The sequence below is a fragment of the Leisingera sp. ABM4_060 genome (assembly GCF_056158765.1).
This window is the reverse complement of the sequence record NZ_JBSWTX010000001.1, coordinates 1004548-1025041: the sequence shown is the minus strand read 5'-3', so window position 1 is coordinate 1025041 and position 20494 is coordinate 1004548. Positions and strand designations below refer to the sequence as shown.

Below are 20494 nucleotides of genomic sequence, written 5' to 3'. Positions count from 1 at the left end.
GGTGCCGGTGAAACCCTGCTGCGCGTGCAAAATAATCGCACGCGCCTTGCCTGGCGGGCCCAAAACCCCGTGCCGTGAAAGCCCCGTAATACCGTTTTCACATCTGTGTCAGGCCGGGCTGCAAATCATAAGACAAGTGGGAGAGACTTGATCATGAAACACACCAAGCTGGCTATCGGTGCATTGGTGGCGGCGTCCTTTGCGGCGCCCGCAGCATTTGCTCAGGAATACATCACCATTGGCACCGGCGGCGTGACCGGTGTTTATTACCCGACCGGCGGCGCCATCTGCCGTCTGGTGAACAAGGGCCGCAAGGAGCACGGTTTCAAATGCGCTGTCGAATCCACCGGCGGCTCGGTCTACAACATCAACACAATCCGTGAAGGCGAACTGCAATTCGGTGTGGCGCAGTCCGACTGGCAGTACCATGCCTACAACGGTTCCTCCAAATTTGAGGAAAAGGGCCCGTTTGAAGGCCTGCGCGCCGTATTCTCCGTGCACCCGGAGCCGTTCACGGTTGTGGCCCGTGCGGATGCCGGCATCGCCACCTTTGATGATCTCAAGGGCAAGCGTGTTAACATCGGCAATCCGGGATCCGGCCAGCGCGGCACCATGGAAGTGCTGATGGGCGCCAAGGGGTGGGGCATGGAAGACTTCGCCCTGGCGACTGAGCTTAAGGCGGCTGAACAGTCTGCAGCGCTGTGCGACAACCAGATCGACGCAATGATCTACACCGTCGGCCACCCGTCCGGCTCGATCCAGGAAGCCACCACTGCCTGTGACTCGGTGCTGGTGACCGTGGACGGCGAAGCGGTGGAAAAACTGGTGGGCGACAACGCCTTTTACCGCACCGCGACCATCCCCGGCGGCATGTACCGTGGCTCGGACGCTGACACCCAGACCTTTGGTGTGGGCGCTACTTTTGTGACTTCGGCGGACGTCTCTGATGATGCGGTCTATGCGGTGGTCAGTTCGGTGTTCGAGAACTTCGACGCCTTCAAAAAACTGCACCCGGCCTTTGCCCATCTGAAGCCGGAAGAAATGATTGCGGACGGCCTCTCGGCACCGCTGCATCCCGGCGCGGCCAAGTACTACAAGGAAAAAGGCTGGATCGAATAACCGGCCTGGACCTTAGAACGGGGCGCAGCGGCGCCCCGTTTCGTTCCCCAGGGGTGGGGAGATAATATGAAGGCTGCGCCTGCAGGCAGCGGCCCAAGGGGAGATTATCCATGACATCCGATGCTCAGGGAAATCGACCGCTCAGCGAAGAAGAGCTTCAGGAACTGGTCGCGTCCTCCGACGCCGGCGCCCGCAACCCGGTGGGGAGCGTGGGGGTGTTTCTGGCTGTTGTCGCCGTCATCTGGTCGGTTTTCCAAGTCATTCTGGCCTCGCCGCTGGCCAATCAGCTGCTGCCTGGCAGCGTGATCAATAACTCACGGCAAATCCACTTGGCCTTTGCCCTTTTCCTAGCCTACGCCGCCTATCCTGCACTGAAGTCCAGCCCTCGGGGCCACATCCCGATCCAGGATTGGATTTTTGCCGTTCTTGGAACAGGCATCGCGCTCTATGGCTATATCTTCTATCAAAAAATCGTCGACTCCGGCGGCCTGGCTGATGATGTCGACAAATGGTTTGCTCTCGCAGGCTTGATCCTGTTGTTCGAAGCAGCCCGCCGCGCGCTTGGACCGGCGATGGCGATCATCGCGACCATTTTCCTTGCCTATGTTTTCTTCGGCTCGTCGGATTGGGTGCCCGAAGTCATCCGCTGGAAAGGCGCCAGCCTGAAAAAGGCGATGAGCCATATGTGGATCACGTCCGAGGGCGTGTTTGGCATCGCTCTTGGCGTGTCGACCAAATTTGTCTTCCTCTTTGTGCTGTTCGGTGCGCTTCTCGATAAGGCCGGGGCAGGGAACTACTTCATCAAAATGGCCTTTGGCGCGCTGGGTCACCTGCGCGGCGGCCCGGCCAAAGCTGCCGTTGTGGGCTCGGCTGCAACCGGTCTGATCTCCGGTTCGTCTATTGCCAATGTGGTCACAACCGGCACCTTCACCATCCCGCTGATGAAACGTGTTGGCTTTACCAGTGAGCAGGCGGGATCGGTTGAGGTCGCCTCGTCGGTGAACGGCCAGATCATGCCGCCGGTTATGGGTGCAGCCGCGTTCCTGATGGTGGAGTATGTGGGCATCTCTTATGTCGAAGTGATCACCCATGCCTTCCTGCCAGCCGCGATTTCCTACATCGCGCTGGTCTATATCGTGCATCTGGAAGCGGTGAAGCGGAACATGCCGACACTGGGCAACCGCGTCGTCTCAATGGGCCGCACCATCGGTGGCATGGCGTTGTTCTTTGCCGGTTTTGCCGGGCTGTGCTACGGCGTTCAGTATCCGGTGAAATGGATCGTGGCAGCGATGCCGAACGCCTCTGGCCTGACCCTGTCAGCTTTGCTGGTCGCGGTCTATGCAGGGCTTTTGTGGCTAGCCTCTGGCGTGGACGATCTTGTGCCGGATGATCCGAATGCCAAAACGGTTGAACTGCCGGTTGTGGCCGAGATCTATAAGGCCGGTTTGCATTATCTGCTGCCGATCATTGTGCTGGTTTACTTCCTGATGATCGAACAGAAGTCGCCGGGCCTCTCTGCCTTTTGGGCCACGGCGCTGCTGTTTGTGATCTTGCTGACCCAGAAACCGCTCAAGGCGATTTTCCGTGGTCAAAGCAACATGGCAGAAACTTTCGTTGATGGCGTCAAGGACCTGTGGAACGGGCTGATTGACGGAGCCCGCAACATGATTGGCATCGCGCTGGCCACCGCCACCGCGGGGGTCATTGTGGGCACCGTAACGCTCACTGGTGTCGGGCAGGTGATGTCCGAATTGGTTGAGTTCGTCTCGGGCGGCAACCTGATCCTGATGCTGGTTATGGTCGGCCTGCTGTCGCTGGTGCTAGGCATGGGGCTTCCGACCACTGCCAACTACATCGTCGTCAGTTCGCTGATGGCGGGTGTGGTGGTAGAGCTTGGCGCCCAGTCCGGACTGATTGTGCCGCTGATTGCGGTGCATCTGTTTGTATTCTACTTCGGCATCATGGCGGATGTGACGCCGCCTGTGGGGCTGGCCAGCTTTGCCGCCGCCGCGGTGTCGGGCGGTGATGCCATCCGCACCGGTTTCACCGCATTCTTCTACAGCTTGCGCACCGTGGCGCTGCCGTTTGTGTTCATCTTTAACACTGATCTACTGCTGATCGATGTGAACTGGATACAAGGGATCATCGTCGCCATCTCGGCGACCATCGCTATCCTGGTCTTCACTGCCGGCACCATGGGCTACTTCGTCAGCCGCAGCCGGATCTATGAAAGCATCCTGCTGATCGCGGCGGCCTTTGCGCTGTTCCGGCCGGATTTCTTCATGGACCGTGTGATGCCGCCATATGCTGAAGTCCCGCCTGCAGAACTGGTTCAGGCCCTGGATGCGGCGGAAGCGGGCGCAGAGTTGAGGATCACTGTGCAAGGTCCTGATTTTGATACTTCCAAGATCAAGTCCACGACTCTGGTCCTGGCTGCGGGCAGCAGCGGCGGCCAGCAAACAGTGGATGATTTCGGCCTGTTGATGCTGGAAGAGGACGGGATTGTGAAATTGGATGAGCCGATGTTCGGCAAACCCGTTGCTTCAAGTCTGGACAGCTTCGACTTCTACGCTGACGAACCGGTGCAGATCATGTCGATTGAAGCCCCGGCCAGCCAGTTGCCCAAGGAACTGATCTTTTTCCCCGCCTTGCTGCTGGTCGCACTGGTTGCGCTGCTGCAGCGCGGCCGCGGGCGTGAACAAGAAGGAGTAACGGCATGAGCAAACCCGTTCTTTGCGCCTTGGAATTGAGTGATCAGGCGTCTGATGAAAAGGTCCTAGCCCAGGCCGGTCGGCTTGCGGAGATGGACGGAGCGCAGCTTGACGTAGTCAACGTGTTGCCGGATTTCGGCGAAAGCTGGGTTTCGGGGTTCTTTGAGGATCACCACCATGAAAAGGCGGTAAAAGACGCCACCCTACGCCTCAGCGACCTTTGCGCCAAGGTTCTGGGAGAGGAGAGGAACGCTACGGTGCGCCACGTGGTTGCAACCGGCACCGCCTATCAGGAGATCCTGAAAGTTGCGGAAACCGCGGGCAGCGGTCTGATCGTGATTGGCGCGCACAAGCCGGACTTGAAAGACTATCTGCTCGGGCCCAATGCGGCCCGGGTGATCCGGCATTCGGACTGTTCTGTTTTCGTAGTCCGCTGACTGTTTAAGGGGCGCCTGCGGGCGCCCTTATTCATAGCCTGTCATCTCCAGATACCCTTTGCCGCTATGGCTTCCGGTGACAGATACCGGGCCTTCCCAATAGGAAAATGAGGTGCCCATCCAACTTTGAGAGTTAAGTGCTTGCACCTCTACGGAAATTCCTTTCTCAGGCAGGCTGGCCTGCCAGCGGGTTGGTATCTTGCGGCCGTGTACTTCGCTTAATTCCAGTGGCTTGGCTTGGAAACGTCCAGGCAGCAACGGCTGCGCCTCGCCGGTCTTTGAAATCCACGTGCCGGAGGTGAAATCGCCGCTGTCACCGCGCAGAACAAATCCCATTAGTTTTTCGCCGCTGTCAAAGCTTAGCGAAAACCAGTCCCAGCCGCTTTGATCTTCCGCTAACGGCTGGCTTGACCATTCTCTGTCCAGCCAGCCATGGCCGGTGACATCAACCGGTCCGTCCGGCAGGGTAAGTGTTCCGGAAACCTGGTAATGCGGCTGGGAGTAATAGTAGCTGGCCTGGCCGCTGGCGGACTTGACCGAGAAACCTTCATCCCCATGCCAGACAATCGGGCCGTCAGCCCGAAGGCTTAAATCATAAGAAAAGGCATGGTCGCTAGCGGTTAATCGCATCTTTTCGAGGTCGCTTCCCTCTGATCGCATCTGCCAGTTGCCGATCCAGGCCTCAAACGGTGCCGTGGTAACTCCTGCCTGACCTATCCCGCCCCGCGCGATGCGCTCTGCAAACAGATGGCGGCCAGGAGAGGTCACGGCTGCATGGGCCATCCAGATCTGCGGGCTTTGCCAGCCCTCGGCTTCGCCTGGTGCAAGGGCTGAGCGGAACAACGTCCATTGAACGCCATAGCTCTGGCCATCCGTCCCTTCAAGATTGGCTGTTAAGTACCACCACTCAATACGGAAATCTGGATGAGCGCCGTGATCGCGCGGAAAGGTCAGCTGGTAACCTCGCTGCGGAACAGAAAACCCTTCAGCTTCTGTTCCCAAGCCGGCGTAACTCTGCGGACTGGCCGCCGCGGCCCATCCACAGAGGAAAAATGCGAGGGTAAATCTAGCGTTCATTGGCAAACACCTTGAGAAGTTCAGATGGATCCAGCCGGCTGAGGCGGAAGGCGGGCAGAGCGGCGGCAACAACCGCAGCCAGAAGAGCAAGCAAAAACAGCCGAAGCCAGTCCGCCGGAAACAGATGCATTGGCAATTCCCAGCCGAAAGCTTCCACGTTGATTACTGCCAGCAGTGCCCAAGCCAGAACCAGGCCCAGAGGCAGCGCAAGCACCGCGGTAAGTGCGGCCAGCAGCACGCTGCGCAAAAGCTCCGCGAGTGCCAGATTCCGGCGGGTAAGCCCCATGGCCCAGACCGGCGCCAGCTGAGGCAACCGCTGGCTCCACAAGGTCAGGAGGCTGCTCAGCATCGCAAAGGCGGCAACGCCAAGCGTGAGTAGGTTGAGCGCCGCGGTCACCACAAAGGTCCGGTCAAAGATTGCCAGGGACCGGGCTTTGATGCTGGCTTGGTCGATCACGTTTTCTCGTTGAAGGTCAAAAGTCTCCCGGATGTAGCTGACAGTCTCAGCCACCTTTTCTTGGGGTAGCCGCAAACCGAATTGCCGGTTCGGGAGTGCCGGAAACCTGGCGAGCAGTTCCGGCAGCGAAACAATTGCCTGGCCATTTGGATTGCCATAGTCGGAATACACCCCGGCAATGTTCAGCTCCCAATCGGGGCCAAGCCGGAGAGTGCCGCCGGGGGCGAGGCCATGGCGTCTCGCAAGCTGCTCATTGACCAGCAGGCCATTACCGTTAGCGACCTGTTCCCAGACATCCGGCAGTCCCTCCAGCAAAGGCCAATTGTCGCGGTAGGTCGCGTCGTCCACAATTCCGTAAAGCCGCAGCGGCGCCCTTTGAAACCGGATGTCGGTTCGACGGATTGGCAGAACTGTCACGCCACGTCCCTTAAGCCAGGCGGCAAGTTCAGCCCCCTGAGCGTCAGTGTTTGCAGTGACATATATTTCCGCTGACAGACGTTGGTCCAGCCAGCCCACGAATGTGAGGCGGAAACTGGAAACCATTGTTCCCACGCCAATATTTGCCGCCAGTGCCAGTAATAGCGCCATCAGGGCAAGCGACATGCCAGGCAGCTGGGCCCGTGTGTCAGCCCACAGCCAATCGCCAAAAGGACTGCGGGAAAACCGTGCGCCCAGCCGGAGCCCAGTTGAGATCAGCAAAGGAAGCATCAAGGCAGCCCCCAGCATGATACCGCCTAGAAATACAAAACCGGCAATAAGCCCTTGAAAAAAGGATAAAACAAGAAGGCCCGCAAGGATGCTGGCCGCGCCGGCTGTGGCCGACAGAATATGAGTGCGGCCAGCTTGCTGCCCCCGGGCACAGGTCGCTGGACCGGCCAGCAAAGGCATGCGCGATAGGGCAAACAGGGATTGGGCTCCGGCCAAAAACGTACCGCCAAGCGCCATGCCCAGCCCCGAGATTGCCCAGAAAGGCCGCAAGGACAGACTGCCTTCAATCGGCGCGCCATACAGCCCGGCCAAAGTGGCGCTGACTCCCGGAAGAAGGGCGGCGGCCACAAAGTACCCGCCGGCGAGCCCGATCAACCCGGCGCACAGCGCAATGGCAGCCAGTTCCCCCGCAAGCAGCAGCATCAGCAGGCGCATCGGCAAACCCAAGCCGCGCAGGGTCCGGATCAGGCCGCGGCGTTGTTCCAGGCTCAATCCTATCGCACCTTGAACAATGAACAGGCCTACGGCGAAAGACAGCAAGCCGAAAGCCGTCAGATTGAGGTGGAAACTGTCGGTTAGCCGCGCGGTATCTGAAGCCGCGCTCGCAGCGGAAACCCGGGTCAGGTCCGGGGCGAGTACCTCAAGCGGCCGCAGGCCCGGGATTTGTTCGGGAAGCACCAGAAGGTAGCTGAGCGTGTCCGGCTGGCGAAGCAACTCACCGGCAAGGCTCAGGTCTGCGACCAGGACCGTAGGCGGTAAAGCCTCGGAACGGGTGACGGGATAGGGCGGATGCGCCGCTTCCACCAAAGGGGCAACATCCGGGTGCGCAAACACCCGGCCGGGTGGCAGCAGGGCATCAAGGGGCGATGCGCCTTCCAACTCCACCGCTTGCGCTAGGGCTGGAACCAGAGGATGGCTGAGCAGATCAACTCCCATGATTTCAAAGCTTTGCCGCCCGATCCTGGCTGACCCTTCCAGTACAGGTGCCAGCTGCCAGCCGGCCCGGCGCAAGGCGGCGTATTGAGCCAGTGAAATTGATCCATCCTCAGGAATAATCCGGTCCGCACCGGCGGTTCCCAGCTGTTCTGCGGCCTGGGCATAGCTTGCACGGGCTTCGCTGTTGATTGCTTGAACTGCCGACCAGAGACCGGTTGCCAGTGCTAGCCCTGCCATCAGGGTTGCCAGTTGCAAAGGGTGGCGCCGCCAGTGGGACAGGATCGTTAGCAGGGCAGCGCGGATCATGCGGTTTTGCCGTGCTGCAAATGCAGCCTCCGGTCCAGCATTTGCGCAATTGCGGCTGAGTGGGTCACCAAAAACAGCGCCGCGCCGCTTTCGCGAACCAGCTCCAGCATCAGGCTCATCACCGCATCACTGGTGTTTTCGTCCAGGTTGCCAGTTGGCTCATCCGCGAGCAGCAGCCTAGGCCGCACTGCCAGTGCACGTGCAATGGCAACTCTCTGCTGCTGTCCGCCGGAGAGCTGCTCAGGGTAGCGGTCAAGCAGGCCGGCCAGTCCAAGTTTTTCTGTCAGCCGGGTTCCCCAATCGGCCTGCCATCTGCCGCCGAGCCGCGCGTGCAGCGCAATATTTTGCTGCACAGAGAGTGAGGGGATCAGGTTAAACTGTTGAAATATAATCGAAACTGAACCACGTCGCAACGCCGCGCGCTCAGCATCACCCAGCCTGGAAAGCCGCGTGTTTCCGATTTCGATCTCACCGCTGTCAAAGCTGTCGAGCGCCCCGGCGAGGTGAAGAAGGGTGCTTTTGCCCGATCCGCTGTCCCCGGTCAAAGCGAGGCTGTGCCCAGCTTCAATATCCAGCGAGACACCGCGCAGAACGGCCATGTCCGGCGCTTGGCCGGGATAAATTTTCGTCACATCGCGGATTCTCAGAACCATTCTGCAGCTGCCTCCGGCGCTTGTGGTCGTCGCTCCTTGCAGCAGCACTCAATACCCACGGCTCGCAGAAGTCCAGTGCGGCACATTTGCAGAATTTACGGGACGCTTCCGCCAGTTTCGCGAAAGGCCATTGTAGAATGGTTTGCACAGGTGCAGCAATGGCTTGCCGATACTTCACAATGCCGGGAGGACAGAGATGACACTTTGGAACCAGTTGTTGTGGGGATCGGTTTACTTGAGTGTCTGCCTGGTACTGGAAATCAGCGTGCTGGTGTGGTGCGCCGCCGTCCTGAACAAATTAGCCGGGCGCTTTGTCAAACCATACCGGGCCTGGCAGCTTGGCTTGATGCTGGTTGTGGCCATTTTTATCATCCTGGGCGGCCACACCGCGCAGGTCTGGATTTGGTCGGCAGCCTTCGTCCTGGTCGGGGCGATCGGAGATTGGAACACGTCCGTCTATTTCTCTCTGGCGACCTACACCACGCTGGGCTACGGCGATGTGGTTCTGGGGCCCGCATTAAGGATCTTTGCCGCGTTTGCCGCAGTCACAGGGCTGTTTGGCTTCGGTATAAGCACGGCCTTTCTGGTGAGCGCCATGGGCCGTCTGTTTGCTCTTCAAAGGCAAGAAGATGCGGTTGGAGGTTAAAGCACAGGCGCCAGCAGCCGCGCCGCTGGTGCAAGCAGGCGAATTGATAGTGTTTGCTGTTCCAGAGGCTGCGCAAGGCCAGTTGCGCGAAGAAAGTCCCTTTCCAGCATTTCAGAAATTTCACCGGCTGAGACGGCATCAAAAAACAGCGCCATGGTCTCAAAGTTCAGCCGGAAAGACCGGTTGTCCAGGTTGGCCGTGCCGATCCCTGCAATGGTGTCGTCTATGACAAAACACTTCTGGTGCATAAAGCCGCCTTGATAGCGCAAGATCTTCACCCCAGCGTCTCTCAGTTCATCAAAAAATGCAAAGGCGGCCAGCCAAGGAAGGTAGTGGTCAATGGATTCCGGCAAAAGGATCCGAACATCCAGTCCGCTTAGCGCTGCATGTTTCAACGCTGCAAACACGTCCTGGTCTGGAACGAGATAAGGTGAAGCCAGCCAAATACGGCTGCTGGCTGCGGCGATGGCAGAGAAGAACAGCATTGAGCCATTGCCTGTGTTGTCGCCGGGGCCAGTGGCAACGATCAACGCCGGCCGGTCTTGCTCTGACGGTTCTGCCTCCCAGTTCAGCAGATCCAATACCGGCTCTTGCGAACGCCAGTGCCAATCCTCTGCAAATCCAAGCTGCAATTGCTGGACAACCGGTCCGGTCAGGCGCACATGCGTGTCGCGCCAAGGGCCAAAAGCGGGATCCAGCCCCATGTACTCATCCCCGGCGTTTAGCCCTCCGGTGAAGCCGACACGGCCATCCACGATGACCGTTTTCCGGTGGTTCCGGAAATTGATCCTCAGACGCCGCCAGGGGCGCCAGCGGCCCGCAGGATCTAAGGTATTGACGCCCGCTGCCTCCAGCGTCTGCAGATAATCCCGTGGCAGGCGGCGGCTGCCGATACTGTCCAGCATGAACCAGATCGTGACACCGCGTTCTGCCGCAGCAACCAGCCGGGCCTGCAACTGGAGGCCAAGATCGTCGGCACGCAGGATGTAATATTGAATGAGAATGTATTCTTTCGCATTTTCAATCTCTTTGAAGATGGATCTAAATGTGTTCTGACCATCTATCAAAAGCTCCAGGCCGTTTCCCCGGCACACTTCCGATCCGGCTATCCGTTCAAACGGAGCGGTGTTGACTTTTAGTGTGCCAGCGCCTTCAGATTGGGTGCTGGTATAGGTGCGGGCAGCTGTTACGGCTTGCTGCGCTGCCTTGCAGGCGCGCCAGTAACCTTTGAACCTGTGGTGGCCAAACACCATGTAAGCGGGCAGGGCCAAAACGGGTGCTGCCAGCAGAAACACAACCCAGCCGATTGCGCCTTGCGGAGTCCGTGCTGTTCGTGCCGCGCTGAGGGCCGCCAGCCCTGCGGCTGTCCAGGTTGCGGCCAGCGCCGCCGTGCTGAGAACAAACCAGAACATGCAAATCCTTAAAAAGTCCGCATTTACTTCAAACTAGTATCCGCAGAACCCGATCGCCACTTGTGGTCGGCGGAAAGAAAACCGCAGGTTCTAAAAAGCAAACTGTGCGGCTGGCAATTCGCTGACGGCTGTGGAAACGTGCACCTATGCCGATCCTTCCCCCTTTCCACTGTTGGCCCGCCGCCCTCCTTTCAGCCATCCGCCGTTTCAACAGGAAGAACGGCTGGGTGATGAGCAGCCATATTGCCATGTCGATGATGCTGGCGCTGTTTCCCTTTGTCCTGTTCACCGTCGCTCTGGCGGGGACGGTCGCAGGGATGCTGTCCCAAGACGTGGAAAGAGAGACCATGACCGAGCTGGTGTTTGGCGCTTGGCCGGACACCGTTGCCCGGCCTATTCTGGCCGAGCTGGAAGCAGTTCTGCAAACGTCGAGCCCGCAGCTGGCAACTTTGGGTGGGCTGTTTGCTCTGTACTTCGCCTCAAACGGGGTGGACGCGGTCCGGATAGCCCTGGTGCAGGCTTATCATGACACAGACACCAGGCCGTACTGGAAGACCCGCGGCATTTGCATCTGCCTGGTGGTTTTGGGGGGCGCAGGCATCCTGGCTGCAGCCGTGTTCGAATTGCTGCTGCCGTTGTACGTGCGCTATCTTGCAGACCTGCTGCCGTTCGCCCAGCTTTCCGGTCATTGGGAGAAAGGTTTGAGCGGCATGCTGGCTTTGTTGCTGCCAGCGGGTGCGGTTCTGGCTTTTCATATTCTGTTGCCGGGCCGGATCCACAGGATGCGCCGTATATTGCCCGGCGTTGCGCTCACCCTGTTTTTGTGGCTGGTGGCGGGCAGTGGTTTTGCAATCTACGTTAGTTCCTTCGCTCAGTATTCAGCCACCTATGCCGGGTTGGCGGGCGCAATGGCGGCGATGATTTTCCTTTACCTGAATGCCGCGATCCTGATCCTGGGCGCAGAGTTCAACGGCGCCTTGATCGATATGGCGGATGGGCAGCTGTCATAGCCTCCGCGGCTTTTCTGCAACTGTTTCTGCTTCTTCAACAATAAGGCGGCGTTGCCACAATTAGGCCGTTCGGCGGCCCCAATCGCCTTCTACTTTGCAGAAAAGCGGCGGATCCAGAAGGGGCCATCATGACAAAACTGCAAAACAAACTGCGTCATATGCGTCTGTTCGAACTGATGCGCCAGCGGGAAATGGCCAGCCATGTGAGCCGCAAGCTGCGGGTGTCACGACTGACAGATGGCGAAGGCGACGAGGCGATTTTGCTGCGCACCCTGGCCGAAAGGTCGCTGACCACGCCGCACAACCGCCGGATCTGACTGGCTCAGCCGCGGAATCCCGTGGCGACTACAAACTTCTCAGAGCTGTCCGAACGTGAAGAGGGCGGCTTTATGTTCATCACCTTGGTGAATTTCTGTTTCAGCAGTTTCTGCAGTTCGCCTTCGGCACCGCCAGCCAGAACTTTGGCAACAAAGGTGCCGCCTTCTTCCAGCACGTCAAAAGCGAAATATGCGGCGGTTTCGCACAGCGAGATAATCCGCAAGTGGTCCGTTTGCTTGTGGCCCGAGCTGGCCGCTGCCATGTCGGACATCACAACGTCAGCCTTGCCGCCGAGCCATTCTTTTACCTTGTCATCGGCACCATCGTCCATGAAGTCCAGCTGGTGAAACTCGGCACCGGCCAGGGGTTCAACTTCCTGCAAGTCCACTCCGATAATCCGGCCGACAGCCTTGCCGGGCTTTTCGCCCAGAGAATTGATCCGCTTCACCGCTACCTGCGCCCAGCCGCCCGGCGCACAGCCTAGATCCACCACGCGGGCACCATTCACCAGAAAGCGGAATTTGTCGTCCAGCTCCATGATCTTAAAGGCCGCACGGCCGCGGTAGCCCTCGGCCTGGGCACGCTTCACATAGGGGTCGTTCAATTGCCGCTGCAGCCAGCGGGTTGAACTGAGCTTGCGCCCGCGGGCGGACTTCACTTTGACCTTCAGGTCGCGCTGACCGCGGCCGGAGGTGTTTTTGCCAGTTGGTGTCTTTGCCATTTCGCCGCCTTCCGGACCACGTCCGGTGCCTCAGAATTCCAAGCCTTGGGACATAGGGTATTTGTAACGGAATTAGAAGGGGCCGTCTTCCAGAACCCCGTCAGCGCTCATCTGCGCGTAAAGCAGCCCCTCACGCAGGCCGCGGTCCGCAACCGACAAACGGTCAGTTGGCCAGCAGCGCAGTAAGGCTTGCAGGATGGCGGAGCCAGACATGATAAGCGCTTGCCGGTCCTCGCCGATGCGGGGGTCTCGTCGGCGGCCCTGGGGGCCAAGTTCCAGGTATCCGCGGATCACCTTGTCGATTTGATCGCTAGTCATCCGAAGACCGTCTACCTTGGTGCGGTCATAGCGCTTGAGCCCCAGATGCGAGGCAGCCACGGTCGTCACCGTGCCGGAGGTGCCGACAATCTGGAAGCCTGCACGCGCCTGCTCATCCTTATAGGGGGCAAAATCGGCCAGGTTTTCCTCGAAGAACCAGCTCATCAGTGCAAAGCGGGCCGCGTCATCCTCGACGTCGTTGAACTGGTCGCGCAAAGTGGCCACCCCCAATGGAACGGAAATCCAGTCCACAACTTTGGCCGCAGGGAAGGGGCTTTCGCTCGGATGAAAGCCATTGTGCAGGCGCATAATCGCCGACGGGCGGTCGCGGCGGGGAACCGTGGAGATGTCGATCCAGACTAATTCGGTCGAGCCGCCGCCGATATCGACGACCAGCAATTGCGTGGTCTTGGTGGAAACCAGAGGCGCGCAGGAGATTACTGCGAGGCGCGCTTCTTCCTCCGGCTGGATGATCTCCAGGTTCAATCCGGTCTCCCGTTTTACCTGGCGGATAAAGTCCCGGGAATTGCGCGCTCGGCGGCAGGCTTCGGTAGCGACCAGCCGCATCCGCTTGACCTTGTTGCGTTTCAGTTTCTGCTGGCAGATCCGCAGCGCCTGTATGGTGCGCGCCATCGAGGACCGCGACAGCCGTCCGGTCCGCTCCAGCCCGGCACCGAGCTGCACCGACTTGGAGAAACTGTCGACCACATGAAAACCGCTGCCCTTGGGCTGGGCGATCAGCATGCGGCAGCTATTTGTACCCAGATCCAGCGCCGCATAAAGCGCATCAGGATCGGGCCGGGCCGGTGCAGGGGTCTCAACCGCCTTGGGAAACGCGCCCGCACCTTTCGAGCGCCTGGGCGCCATAATTCACGCCCTCCGATTATCGTGTTAAGGACGACAATAGGTGCGCGCGGGCAGCGGCGCAAGCACCGGGCGGCAGAAGCAGAGCAATTTCCGTCCGGTACCGGAAATCTCATAATCCACATGAATATTTTTGCGCCCGTGCCCTGTGGCATTCGAAGGTGCACAAAGCTAGGGTCGCGGCAGGGAAAACGTCGCTCTATCTCTTCACGTTGTCGAAATTCGACCAACGTGCGGGCGGCCGCCACTCTAGAACGTGGTCTATCCAGGTTAGGAGGAAATCAGGGTATGCCCGACGTTACGATCGTATACTGGCGCGACATCCCCGCGCAGGTCATCGTTGGCAAAGGCCGCCGCGGCGCCAAACGGCAGCTGGAAGAGCGGTTTGAGCAGGCCATCGACCGTGCGGCGATGAAGGTGAACGCCAAGGATGCCGACGCCTATCTTGCCGAATGGCGCAAGGCAGCCCCCTTTGCTGCGGAAGGCGAGGCGGCTGATATCGCCGAAGCCGAGGCAACCCGCCTGGAGACAGAATATGATCAGGACCGCCTGAAAGCGCTGATCGCAAACGACGGATGGGCGTGAGCCTGACACCACTATGGGAGGCCGTGATGGCTTTGCTGAACTTTAAGAAACGCGATTCTGGCGCAGGCCAGGCAGCGACCCCTGAAATGGAGGCCTTCCTGAAGGGTTACTCCATCGAAGTGATGCCGCGCACCGCCGCCAAGGTCGAAGATTTCCGCGACCTTCTGCCCGCGGGTACCCGCGTCTACATCGCGCACATCGAAGGCACTCCGATCGAGGATATGGTCGCCACCGCCAAGCGCATCGCCGGCGAGGGCTACGATGTGATGCCGCATTTCCCGGCGCGGATCATCAAGGACAAAGCAACCCTGGGCGACTGGATCAACCGTTACCAAGGCGAAGCAGGCGTCAAGCAGGGCCTGATCCTGGCCGGCGGTGTTGCTAAGCCGCACGGTGATTTCGACAGCTCTATGCAGCTCTTGGAAACCGGCCTGTTCGACGACGCGGGCTTCACCAACCTGCACGTGGCTGGCCACCCGGAGCCGAACCTGGACATCGACCCCAACGGCGGCCGCGCCAACACCTACTCAGCGCTAGACTGGAAACAGGAATTCTCCAAGCGCACCGACGCTGAGATGGCGCTGGCAACCCAGTTCTGTTTCGAAGCCCAGCCGGTGATCGAGTGGGTGAACGAGCTGAAAGAGCGCGGCATGAACCTGCCGGTGCACATCGGTATCGCCGGCCCGGCCAAGCTGCAAACCATGATCAAATTCGCCATTGCATGCGGCGTCGGCCCGTCGCTGAAAGTGCTGCAGAAGCGTGCCAAGGACGTCTCCAAGCTGCTGCTGCCGCATGAGCCGGGCGAGATCCTGGCGGATCTGGCAGCCCACAAGGCAGCCAACCCGGACTTCCAGATCGAGAAAGTCCACTTCTTCCCGCTGGGCGGCATCAAAACCAATGCCACCTGGGCCATCAACAACGGCGGCGAGTTTGCCAAGCCGGTTAACTCCTGAGACCCTAAGGATCAAAAATGACCCGTACAGTCGTAAATCAAAAACAAAAACCGCGATCCTGGGCTTTGACGAGCCCTTCTGCGTGATCGGTGAGCGCATCAACCCGACCGGCCGCAAGAAACTGGCAGCCGAACTGGAAGCCGGTGATTTCTCCACCGTTGAGAAAGACGCCCTGGCCCAGGTGATGGCAGGCGCCAACATCCTCGATATCAACGCGGGCGTGGTGTACAACTCCAACCCGAACCCGAACGAGACCGAGCCGCCCTTGATGACCAAAATCGTCGAGCTGGTGCAGGGCCTGACCGATGTACCGCTGTGCATCGACTCCTCGGTTCCGGGCGCACTGGAAGCCGGCCTGGCCGCGGCTGAAGGCCGTCCGCTGCTGAACTCTGTGACCGGCGAAGAAGACCGCCTGGAAATGGTGCTGCCGCTGGTCAAGAAGTACAACGTTCCGGTCGTGGCGATTTCCAACGACGACACCGGCATCTCTGAAGATCCGGAAGTCCGCTTTGCGGTTGCCAAAAAGATCGTTGAGCGCGCAGCCGACTTCGGCATCCCGGCGCATGACATCGTGGTTGACCCGCTGGTGATGCCGATCGGTGCGATGGCAACTGCCGGCCAGCAAGTGTTCGAACTGGTCCGCAAGCTGCGTCTGGAGCTGGGTGTAAACACCACTTGCGGCGCCTCGAACATCTCCTTCGGCCTGCCGAACCGTCACGGCATCAACAACGCCTTCCTGCCGATGGCAATGGCGGCTGGCATGACCTCTGCGATCATGAACCCGGTTGCGCTGCCGGTCACTCAGAAGAAGATCGCCGAGAAGAAAGCCGAAGTCGAAGCCGCTGGCATCATCCTGCCGGAAGGCATGGACGACGAGGCCTTCGTTCAGATGTTCGGCCTGGGCTCGACCAAGCCGAAGGCCGGCAAGGAAATGGAAGCCATCCGCGCGGCCAACCTGCTGACCAACAACGACCCGCACGGCGGCGACTGGATCAAGTTCAACAAGGCACCGGCAGCCGAAGGCGAAGAAGGCCGCGGCCGCGGCGGCCGTTCCGGCGGACGCCGCCGCCGCGCCTGATCCGCGCTGCAGAAGATTGAATGAAAGCCGGGCCAAGTGCCCGGCTTTCTTTTTGCAAGTTGGAACTCAAAATGTGGTTTTGAGACCGGTTCCGAGGGCACGTCCACTCGGTTCACGTCAACGAAGAATTTGATTTGCGAGGGTGGTTTCAGCAGTCTTGGTGCAGCAAGCAGGCAGGGGCAAAGTTGAATGCGCCAATTGAGGCTGCGTTCGGAACTGGATCAAAATTGAAGCGGGCGGAAAGTGGAGTCTCGTAGAGGTCAAGTTAAAGGGTGCAAGTGCTGAGACCCGCCTCCTGCCATGCTACATTCCAGGTGTCCAGCAGCGAGGCCAGCGGAACGGCGGCGGAAGAGCCCTTGCTCCAGGCTTTCAGCCAATGGGCGATAGGCTGGGCATGAAAACAATCCGCCAGTACCGCAGTCAGGTCCGCCTCTGGGCAGTTGCTAGGATCTGCCAGTTCCGGGGGGGCAGCTAAGAGATACCGCTGGCTGGCGTTCTCTAGGAGAGCCAGTCAGCGGAGGCTTCGCTGCAGTGATAGAACGGGGTCTCACACAGTGCGTACGTGCGGCATTGTCGTACATGAAGGGCACCTGAATCATATTGCCGCCGGCCGATTACGACGACCTGGCGACCCAGCTCAAGCGAAGACTTCCAGCGGGATCGCGTATCAAAGGCGGATTCCTTCCAGCGGGGGCCGCCAGGCAGGTCGAAGCGGACCACCCACCAGGACGGGCTGGGGTTCATCCGCCGCCGCGATTGGCTGGCCATTGCCGGGGCGGCGGCGGGGAACTTCATCTAATGCCACCCGCGCCCCGGTTCCGAGCCGCAATTGGTGTTCTCCATCGCCGTTCTGCGCGACCGCACCGTTCTGCGGCGGTTCCGGTAGGCCGTGAACTTGACTTCGCAAGCATGCTGCCTGGCCTAGCGGCTGGATGCTGGCAAGCTCCTGTTTGAAAACAGCGGTCTCTCTATCGAAGAGATTGTAGTTGCCTGCAGGTTCGGGATCCACGGCGCATTCAAGCGGGCCTTTCAGAGCAAATACAGCAAAGGGACCTCGAACAATCCTGATGCAGCGCCGTAAGCCGCTCATTTGATAGCACACTGATTTTACGGTACGAAAATCGACAACGACGAGTGTCTGGATCGTACGGGGTTGTAGCGGCCGTTGGAAGATAGTGGCGGAGAGACAGGGATTCGAACCCTGGGTGGGCTTGCACCCACAACGGTTTTCGAGACCGCCCCGTTCGACCACTCCGGCACCTCTCCGCGGGGGTCTGGTGGGGCAGCGTTTAAGGTTGATTCCGGACCTGCGCAAGGGGGAAATGCAGCTTTGGCAAAAAAAGCCGGTTTCCCGTTGTCTGCCAAAGGTTTTTGCCTAGATTTGACTTATGCGTATTACTGTTCCGTTGCCCGCAATATTGACCCGTGCCGTCCTGCTGGTTTGCTTGGCACTCATCACCGCCATAAGGCCGGCCCAGGCGGCGGATCGCGACCAGGTGGAAGCGTTTCTTGAAGTCACGGGTTTTGACGTTGCCCTGGACAGTATTGCGCTCTCCGCGTCCAGCGCCCCGCTGATGCTGGGCGTTGATGCGGGTGCGTTTGGCAGCCAGTGGACGAAGATGTCCGAGGAAGTGTTCGACACCTCGGACATGCGGGCCCTGGCGCTGGAGATCCTCGAGGAAACCCTGGATGATGAAGCCTTGGATCATGCGGCTGATTTCTATGCCAGCGATTTGGGGCAGCGGCTGGTACGGGCCGAAAATGCCTCGCACCTGGTGGAAGACGACGAGGTTAAGCAAATCGCGGGAAACCGGATTATCTCTGACCTTGTCAGGGCCGGCAGCAAGCGTGTTGCCATGTACCAGCGCATGGGCACCGCCATTGACGCCGCGGGCACCGGGGTGAAAGCGCTGCAGCAGATACAATTCCGTTTTCTGATGGCCGCCGCCGCAGCGGGGGTTGTTGAGCTTGAGCTGGATGCAGACGGGCTGCGGGCGCTGATGAAAGAACAGGAGGGTGAGATGCGGCTCAGTCTACAGGCCTCCAGTCTGGCGGCCTCTGCATATACCTACCAGGAGTTTTCGGATGCTGAAGTGCAGGCCTATGTGGAGGCACTGGAGGAGGCTCCAATGCAGCGGGTGTACGAGTTGCTGAACGCGGTGCAATATGAAATCACCGCCAACCGCTTCGAAGAGCTGGCGCGCCGGATGGCAGAGCTGACGCCGGGGCAGGATATCTGACTCAATAAGGCATTCGGACAGTCCTGTGGAAATTGGTTGACAGCACAGTATTTCCGAACCATAAGCCCGCATCCCGGCCCGGAATCCGTGCGCCGGGATTTATTTGCAATACCGCCCTATAGGGGCGCGCTGTTCGAGGCGGCATCTGCCGAAACACCCGCAAGGGGGCCGTAGGACGCGGTTAGAAAAGGAAAAACGCACATGTTTGCGGTCCTCAAGACTGGCGGCAAGCAGTACAAGGTTCAGGCGGGCGACGTGCTCCGCGTTGAAAAACTGGCTGCTGATGCTGGCGAAACCATCCAATTCGACGAAGTTCTGATGCTGGGCGGCGACGCACCGGTTGTTGGCGCTCCGCTGATCGAAGGCGCTGCTGTGAAGGCAGAAGTCATCGACCAGATCAAAGGCGACAAGGTCATCAACTTCGTCAAACGCCGCCGGAAGCACTCCTCCAAGCGCACCGTCGGCCACCGTCAGAAGCTGACCCTGGTCCGGATCACCGAGATCCTGGCTTCGGGCGCAACCAAAGCTGCTCCGAAAGCCGCTGCCAAAGCTGCACCTGCTGCTGCAGAAGCCGCTGCCTCGGACGACCTGACCCAGCTGACCGGCGTCGGCCCCGCAGCTGCCAAGAAACTGGCAGAAGCAGGCCTCACCAGCTTTGCCCAGATCGCAGCCTTGTCCGAAGACGACATTGCTGGTATCGAAGCAATCAAAGTGAAGCCCGAGTGGGTTGAGCAGGCCAAAGAGCTGGCCAAAGGCTAAGGAGAGAGAGAATGGCACATAAGAAAGCTGGCGGTTCCTCACGTAACGGCCGCGACTCCGCGGGCCGCCGCCTTGGCGTGAAACTGTTTGGCGGCCAGGCCGCCATCGCAGGCAACATCATCGTGCGTCAGCGCGGCACCAAGTTCTGGGCCGGCGAAGGCGTGGGCATGGGCAAGGATCACACCCTGTTCGCAACTGCCGACGGTGCTGTAAGCTTCCGCAAAGGCCTGAAAGGCCGCACCTTTGTATCGGTTCTCCCAGTGGCGGAGGCCGCTGAGTAAGCCGACCCGAACGGTAAAGAAATCTTTAGGGGGATCGGCTATACAGCCGGTCCCTTTTTCTGTTTTCCGATTGTGAGTTGATCATGGTTTCCCCAGCATCGATGAACGCCCCGTCTTCTGCTTTCCGCGTGCTTGGCGCTCACGGAGCGTCAACGGGAAGTTTGGCGGAATTTGAGGGCGCTATGTCTTGCCGCAAGGGCAGGTCATGCACATCTGAACTGAAACGCTGCAAAAACAAGGGCAAATGCCACCGGAAGATCTTTGGCAGAGGAGGAGCATGTCCATGAACCTGGAGCAGATCGTGAACCAGCAGGTCATCGAAACCGAGCGTTTTATCCTGCGCCCGCTGCGAAAATCGGACGCCGGGCTGATCTCCCACTATGCGGGTGAAGAACGCGTGGCCCGTATGACGCGCTCGGTGCCGCATCCGCTGCCGCCCGGCGCGGTTGAGGCCTATGTGGCGCGGGCAATGGCAGAAGACCGCGACGAAGATGTCTGGGTAATTGACGGCACGGCAGATGGCGACGCCGAACTGAAGGGGCTGATCGGTCTGAAACGGATGGACCGGAACCAGTCCGAGGTTTCTTATTGGACGGCGCCGCCGTTTTGGAATACCGGGCTTGCCTCTGCCGCGTTGAAGGCGCTGGTGGATGCAAATCCGCAAGGCAACGATGCGATGTTTGCCGTCGTCTTTCAGGATAACCCCGCTTCGGCCCGGGTGCTGATCCATTGCGGTTTTGATTACTTGGGCGACGCCGAAAGCTATTCGGTGGCGCGCGACACCACCGTCCCAACCTGGACTTACAGCCGAAAACTGTGATTGGCGCGGCGCGCGCTTTGCGGTAAGGCAATCGAAACATCCCGCAAGGGCGTCAAGCGCTTGCGGGACACTTGTACTGCGCGGA

The 20494-nt window shown here is 59.6% G+C and carries 18 protein-coding genes, 1 tRNA gene and 1 pseudogene; 13 read left to right on the top strand and 7 right to left on the bottom strand.

The genetic code is table 11. The features are described 5' to 3' along the window. Positions 1-153 precede the first annotated feature (153 nt). From ACXAEH_RS05050 to ACXAEH_RS05040, 3 genes are all read left to right on the top strand, one after another. Entirely contained in the window at positions 154-1119 is a 966-nt protein-coding gene (locus ACXAEH_RS05050; protein ID WP_475031379.1) for a TAXI family TRAP transporter solute-binding subunit, read from the top strand. A gap of 110 nt (positions 1120-1229) precedes the next feature. Then, positions 1230-3839, top strand: coding sequence for a TRAP transporter permease (locus ACXAEH_RS05045; protein WP_475031378.1), 2610 nt, complete (start codon positions 1230-1232; stop codon positions 3837-3839). Further along, positions 3836-4267: a universal stress protein gene (locus ACXAEH_RS05040; protein WP_475031377.1), complete on the top strand. Its 432-nt coding sequence runs from the start codon at positions 3836-3838 to the stop codon at positions 4265-4267. Before ACXAEH_RS05045 ends, ACXAEH_RS05040 begins: the two co-directional genes overlap by 4 nt. A 27-nt stretch (positions 4268-4294) precedes the next feature. Here the strand turns inward: ACXAEH_RS05040 and ACXAEH_RS05035 are convergent, their stop codons facing one another. From ACXAEH_RS05035 to ACXAEH_RS05025, 3 genes are read right to left on the bottom strand one after another with little or no spacing between them, the layout of a single operon-like run. Next, positions 4295-5344 (bottom strand): lipocalin-like domain-containing protein, encoded by a 1050-nt coding sequence (locus ACXAEH_RS05035; protein ID WP_475031376.1) that lies wholly within the window; start codon positions 5342-5344, stop codon positions 4295-4297. Then, complete coding sequence (locus ACXAEH_RS05030; RefSeq protein WP_475031375.1) at positions 5334-7751, bottom strand: FtsX-like permease family protein; 2418 nt, start codon at positions 7749-7751, stop codon at positions 5334-5336. Before ACXAEH_RS05030 ends, ACXAEH_RS05035 begins: the two co-directional genes overlap by 11 nt. Then, positions 7748-8404 carry an ABC transporter ATP-binding protein gene (locus tag ACXAEH_RS05025; RefSeq protein WP_475031374.1) on the bottom strand — a complete coding sequence of 219 codons (657 nt, stop codon included), beginning with the start codon at positions 8402-8404 and terminating at the stop codon, positions 7748-7750. The genes ACXAEH_RS05030 and ACXAEH_RS05025 overlap by 4 nt, the downstream gene beginning before the upstream one ends. Before the next feature lie 196 nt (positions 8405-8600). On the opposite strand from ACXAEH_RS05025, the gene ACXAEH_RS05020 reads away from it, so the two are divergent. After that, entirely contained in the window at positions 8601-9050 is a 450-nt protein-coding gene (locus tag ACXAEH_RS05020) for an ion channel (RefSeq protein ID WP_475031373.1), read from the top strand. Here ACXAEH_RS05020 and cls read toward each other — a convergent pair. Beyond that, on the bottom strand, positions 9047-10462 hold the full coding sequence (gene cls / locus ACXAEH_RS05015; RefSeq protein WP_475031372.1) for a cardiolipin synthase: 1416 nt from the start codon (positions 10460-10462) through the stop codon (positions 9047-9049). The two genes, ACXAEH_RS05020 and cls, sit on opposite strands and share 4 nt — an antisense overlap. Positions 10463-10608: 146 nt before the next feature. On the opposite strand from cls, the gene ACXAEH_RS05010 reads away from it, so the two are divergent. Together ACXAEH_RS05010 and ACXAEH_RS05005 are read left to right on the top strand one after the other, a co-directional pair. Continuing rightward, complete coding sequence (locus tag ACXAEH_RS05010; RefSeq protein WP_475031371.1) at positions 10609-11472, top strand: YihY/virulence factor BrkB family protein; 864 nt, start codon at positions 10609-10611, stop codon at positions 11470-11472. Positions 11473-11600: 128 nt separating this feature from the next. Continuing rightward, on the top strand, positions 11601-11789 hold the full coding sequence (locus tag ACXAEH_RS05005) for a hypothetical protein (protein WP_475031370.1): 189 nt from the start codon (positions 11601-11603) through the stop codon (positions 11787-11789). 5 nt (positions 11790-11794) lie between these two features. On the opposite strand, the gene ACXAEH_RS05000 is transcribed toward ACXAEH_RS05005, so the two are convergent. Then, on the bottom strand, positions 11795-12511 hold the full coding sequence (locus tag ACXAEH_RS05000) for an RlmE family RNA methyltransferase (RefSeq protein WP_475031369.1): 717 nt from the start codon (positions 12509-12511) through the stop codon (positions 11795-11797). Between the two features lie 72 nt (positions 12512-12583). Next, positions 12584-13696 (bottom strand): Ppx/GppA phosphatase family protein, encoded by a 1113-nt coding sequence (locus ACXAEH_RS04995; RefSeq protein WP_475031368.1) that lies wholly within the window; start codon positions 13694-13696, stop codon positions 12584-12586. A gap of 285 nt (positions 13697-13981) precedes the next feature. Between ACXAEH_RS04995 and ACXAEH_RS04990 the strand changes: the two genes are divergently transcribed. The 3 genes and pseudogenes from ACXAEH_RS04990 to ACXAEH_RS04980 all read left to right on the top strand — a co-directional run bounded on the left by ACXAEH_RS04990 (position 13982) and on the right by ACXAEH_RS04980 (position 16309). Further along, complete coding sequence (locus tag ACXAEH_RS04990; protein ID WP_039123815.1) at positions 13982-14278, top strand: virulence factor; 297 nt, start codon at positions 13982-13984, stop codon at positions 14276-14278. Between the two features lie 26 nt (positions 14279-14304). Beyond that, on the top strand, positions 14305-15231 hold the full coding sequence (locus ACXAEH_RS04985) for a methylenetetrahydrofolate reductase (RefSeq protein WP_475031367.1): 927 nt from the start codon (positions 14305-14307) through the stop codon (positions 15229-15231). A 17-nt stretch (positions 15232-15248) separates the two neighbouring features. Further along, a pseudogene (locus tag ACXAEH_RS04980) lies at positions 15249-16309 on the top strand (dihydropteroate synthase). Between the two features lie 1176 nt (positions 16310-17485). On the opposite strand, the gene ACXAEH_RS04975 reads toward ACXAEH_RS04980, so the two are convergent. Then, positions 17486-17575, bottom strand: a tRNA-Ser gene (locus ACXAEH_RS04975). A gap of 122 nt (positions 17576-17697) precedes the next feature. Between ACXAEH_RS04975 and ACXAEH_RS04970 the strand changes: the two genes are divergently transcribed. The 4 genes from ACXAEH_RS04970 to ACXAEH_RS04955 all read left to right on the top strand — a co-directional run bounded on the left by ACXAEH_RS04970 (position 17698) and on the right by ACXAEH_RS04955 (position 20409). Beyond that, positions 17698-18549, top strand: coding sequence for a DUF2059 domain-containing protein (locus ACXAEH_RS04970; protein WP_475031366.1), 852 nt, complete (start codon positions 17698-17700; stop codon positions 18547-18549). A 201-nt stretch (positions 18550-18750) separates the two neighbouring features. Continuing rightward, complete coding sequence (gene rplU / locus ACXAEH_RS04965; protein WP_475031365.1) at positions 18751-19308, top strand: 50S ribosomal protein L21; 558 nt, start codon at positions 18751-18753, stop codon at positions 19306-19308. Positions 19309-19319: 11 nt separating this feature from the next. Next, the gene (gene rpmA / locus ACXAEH_RS04960) at positions 19320-19589 is read left to right on the top strand and encodes a 50S ribosomal protein L27 (protein WP_008553710.1); all 270 of its coding nucleotides are present in this window, start codon (positions 19320-19322) and stop codon (positions 19587-19589) included. Positions 19590-19872: 283 nt separating this feature from the next. Further along, positions 19873-20409 carry a GNAT family N-acetyltransferase gene (locus tag ACXAEH_RS04955; protein WP_475035521.1) on the top strand — a complete coding sequence of 179 codons (537 nt, stop codon included), beginning with the start codon at positions 19873-19875 and terminating at the stop codon, positions 20407-20409. Positions 20410-20494 lie beyond the last annotated feature (85 nt).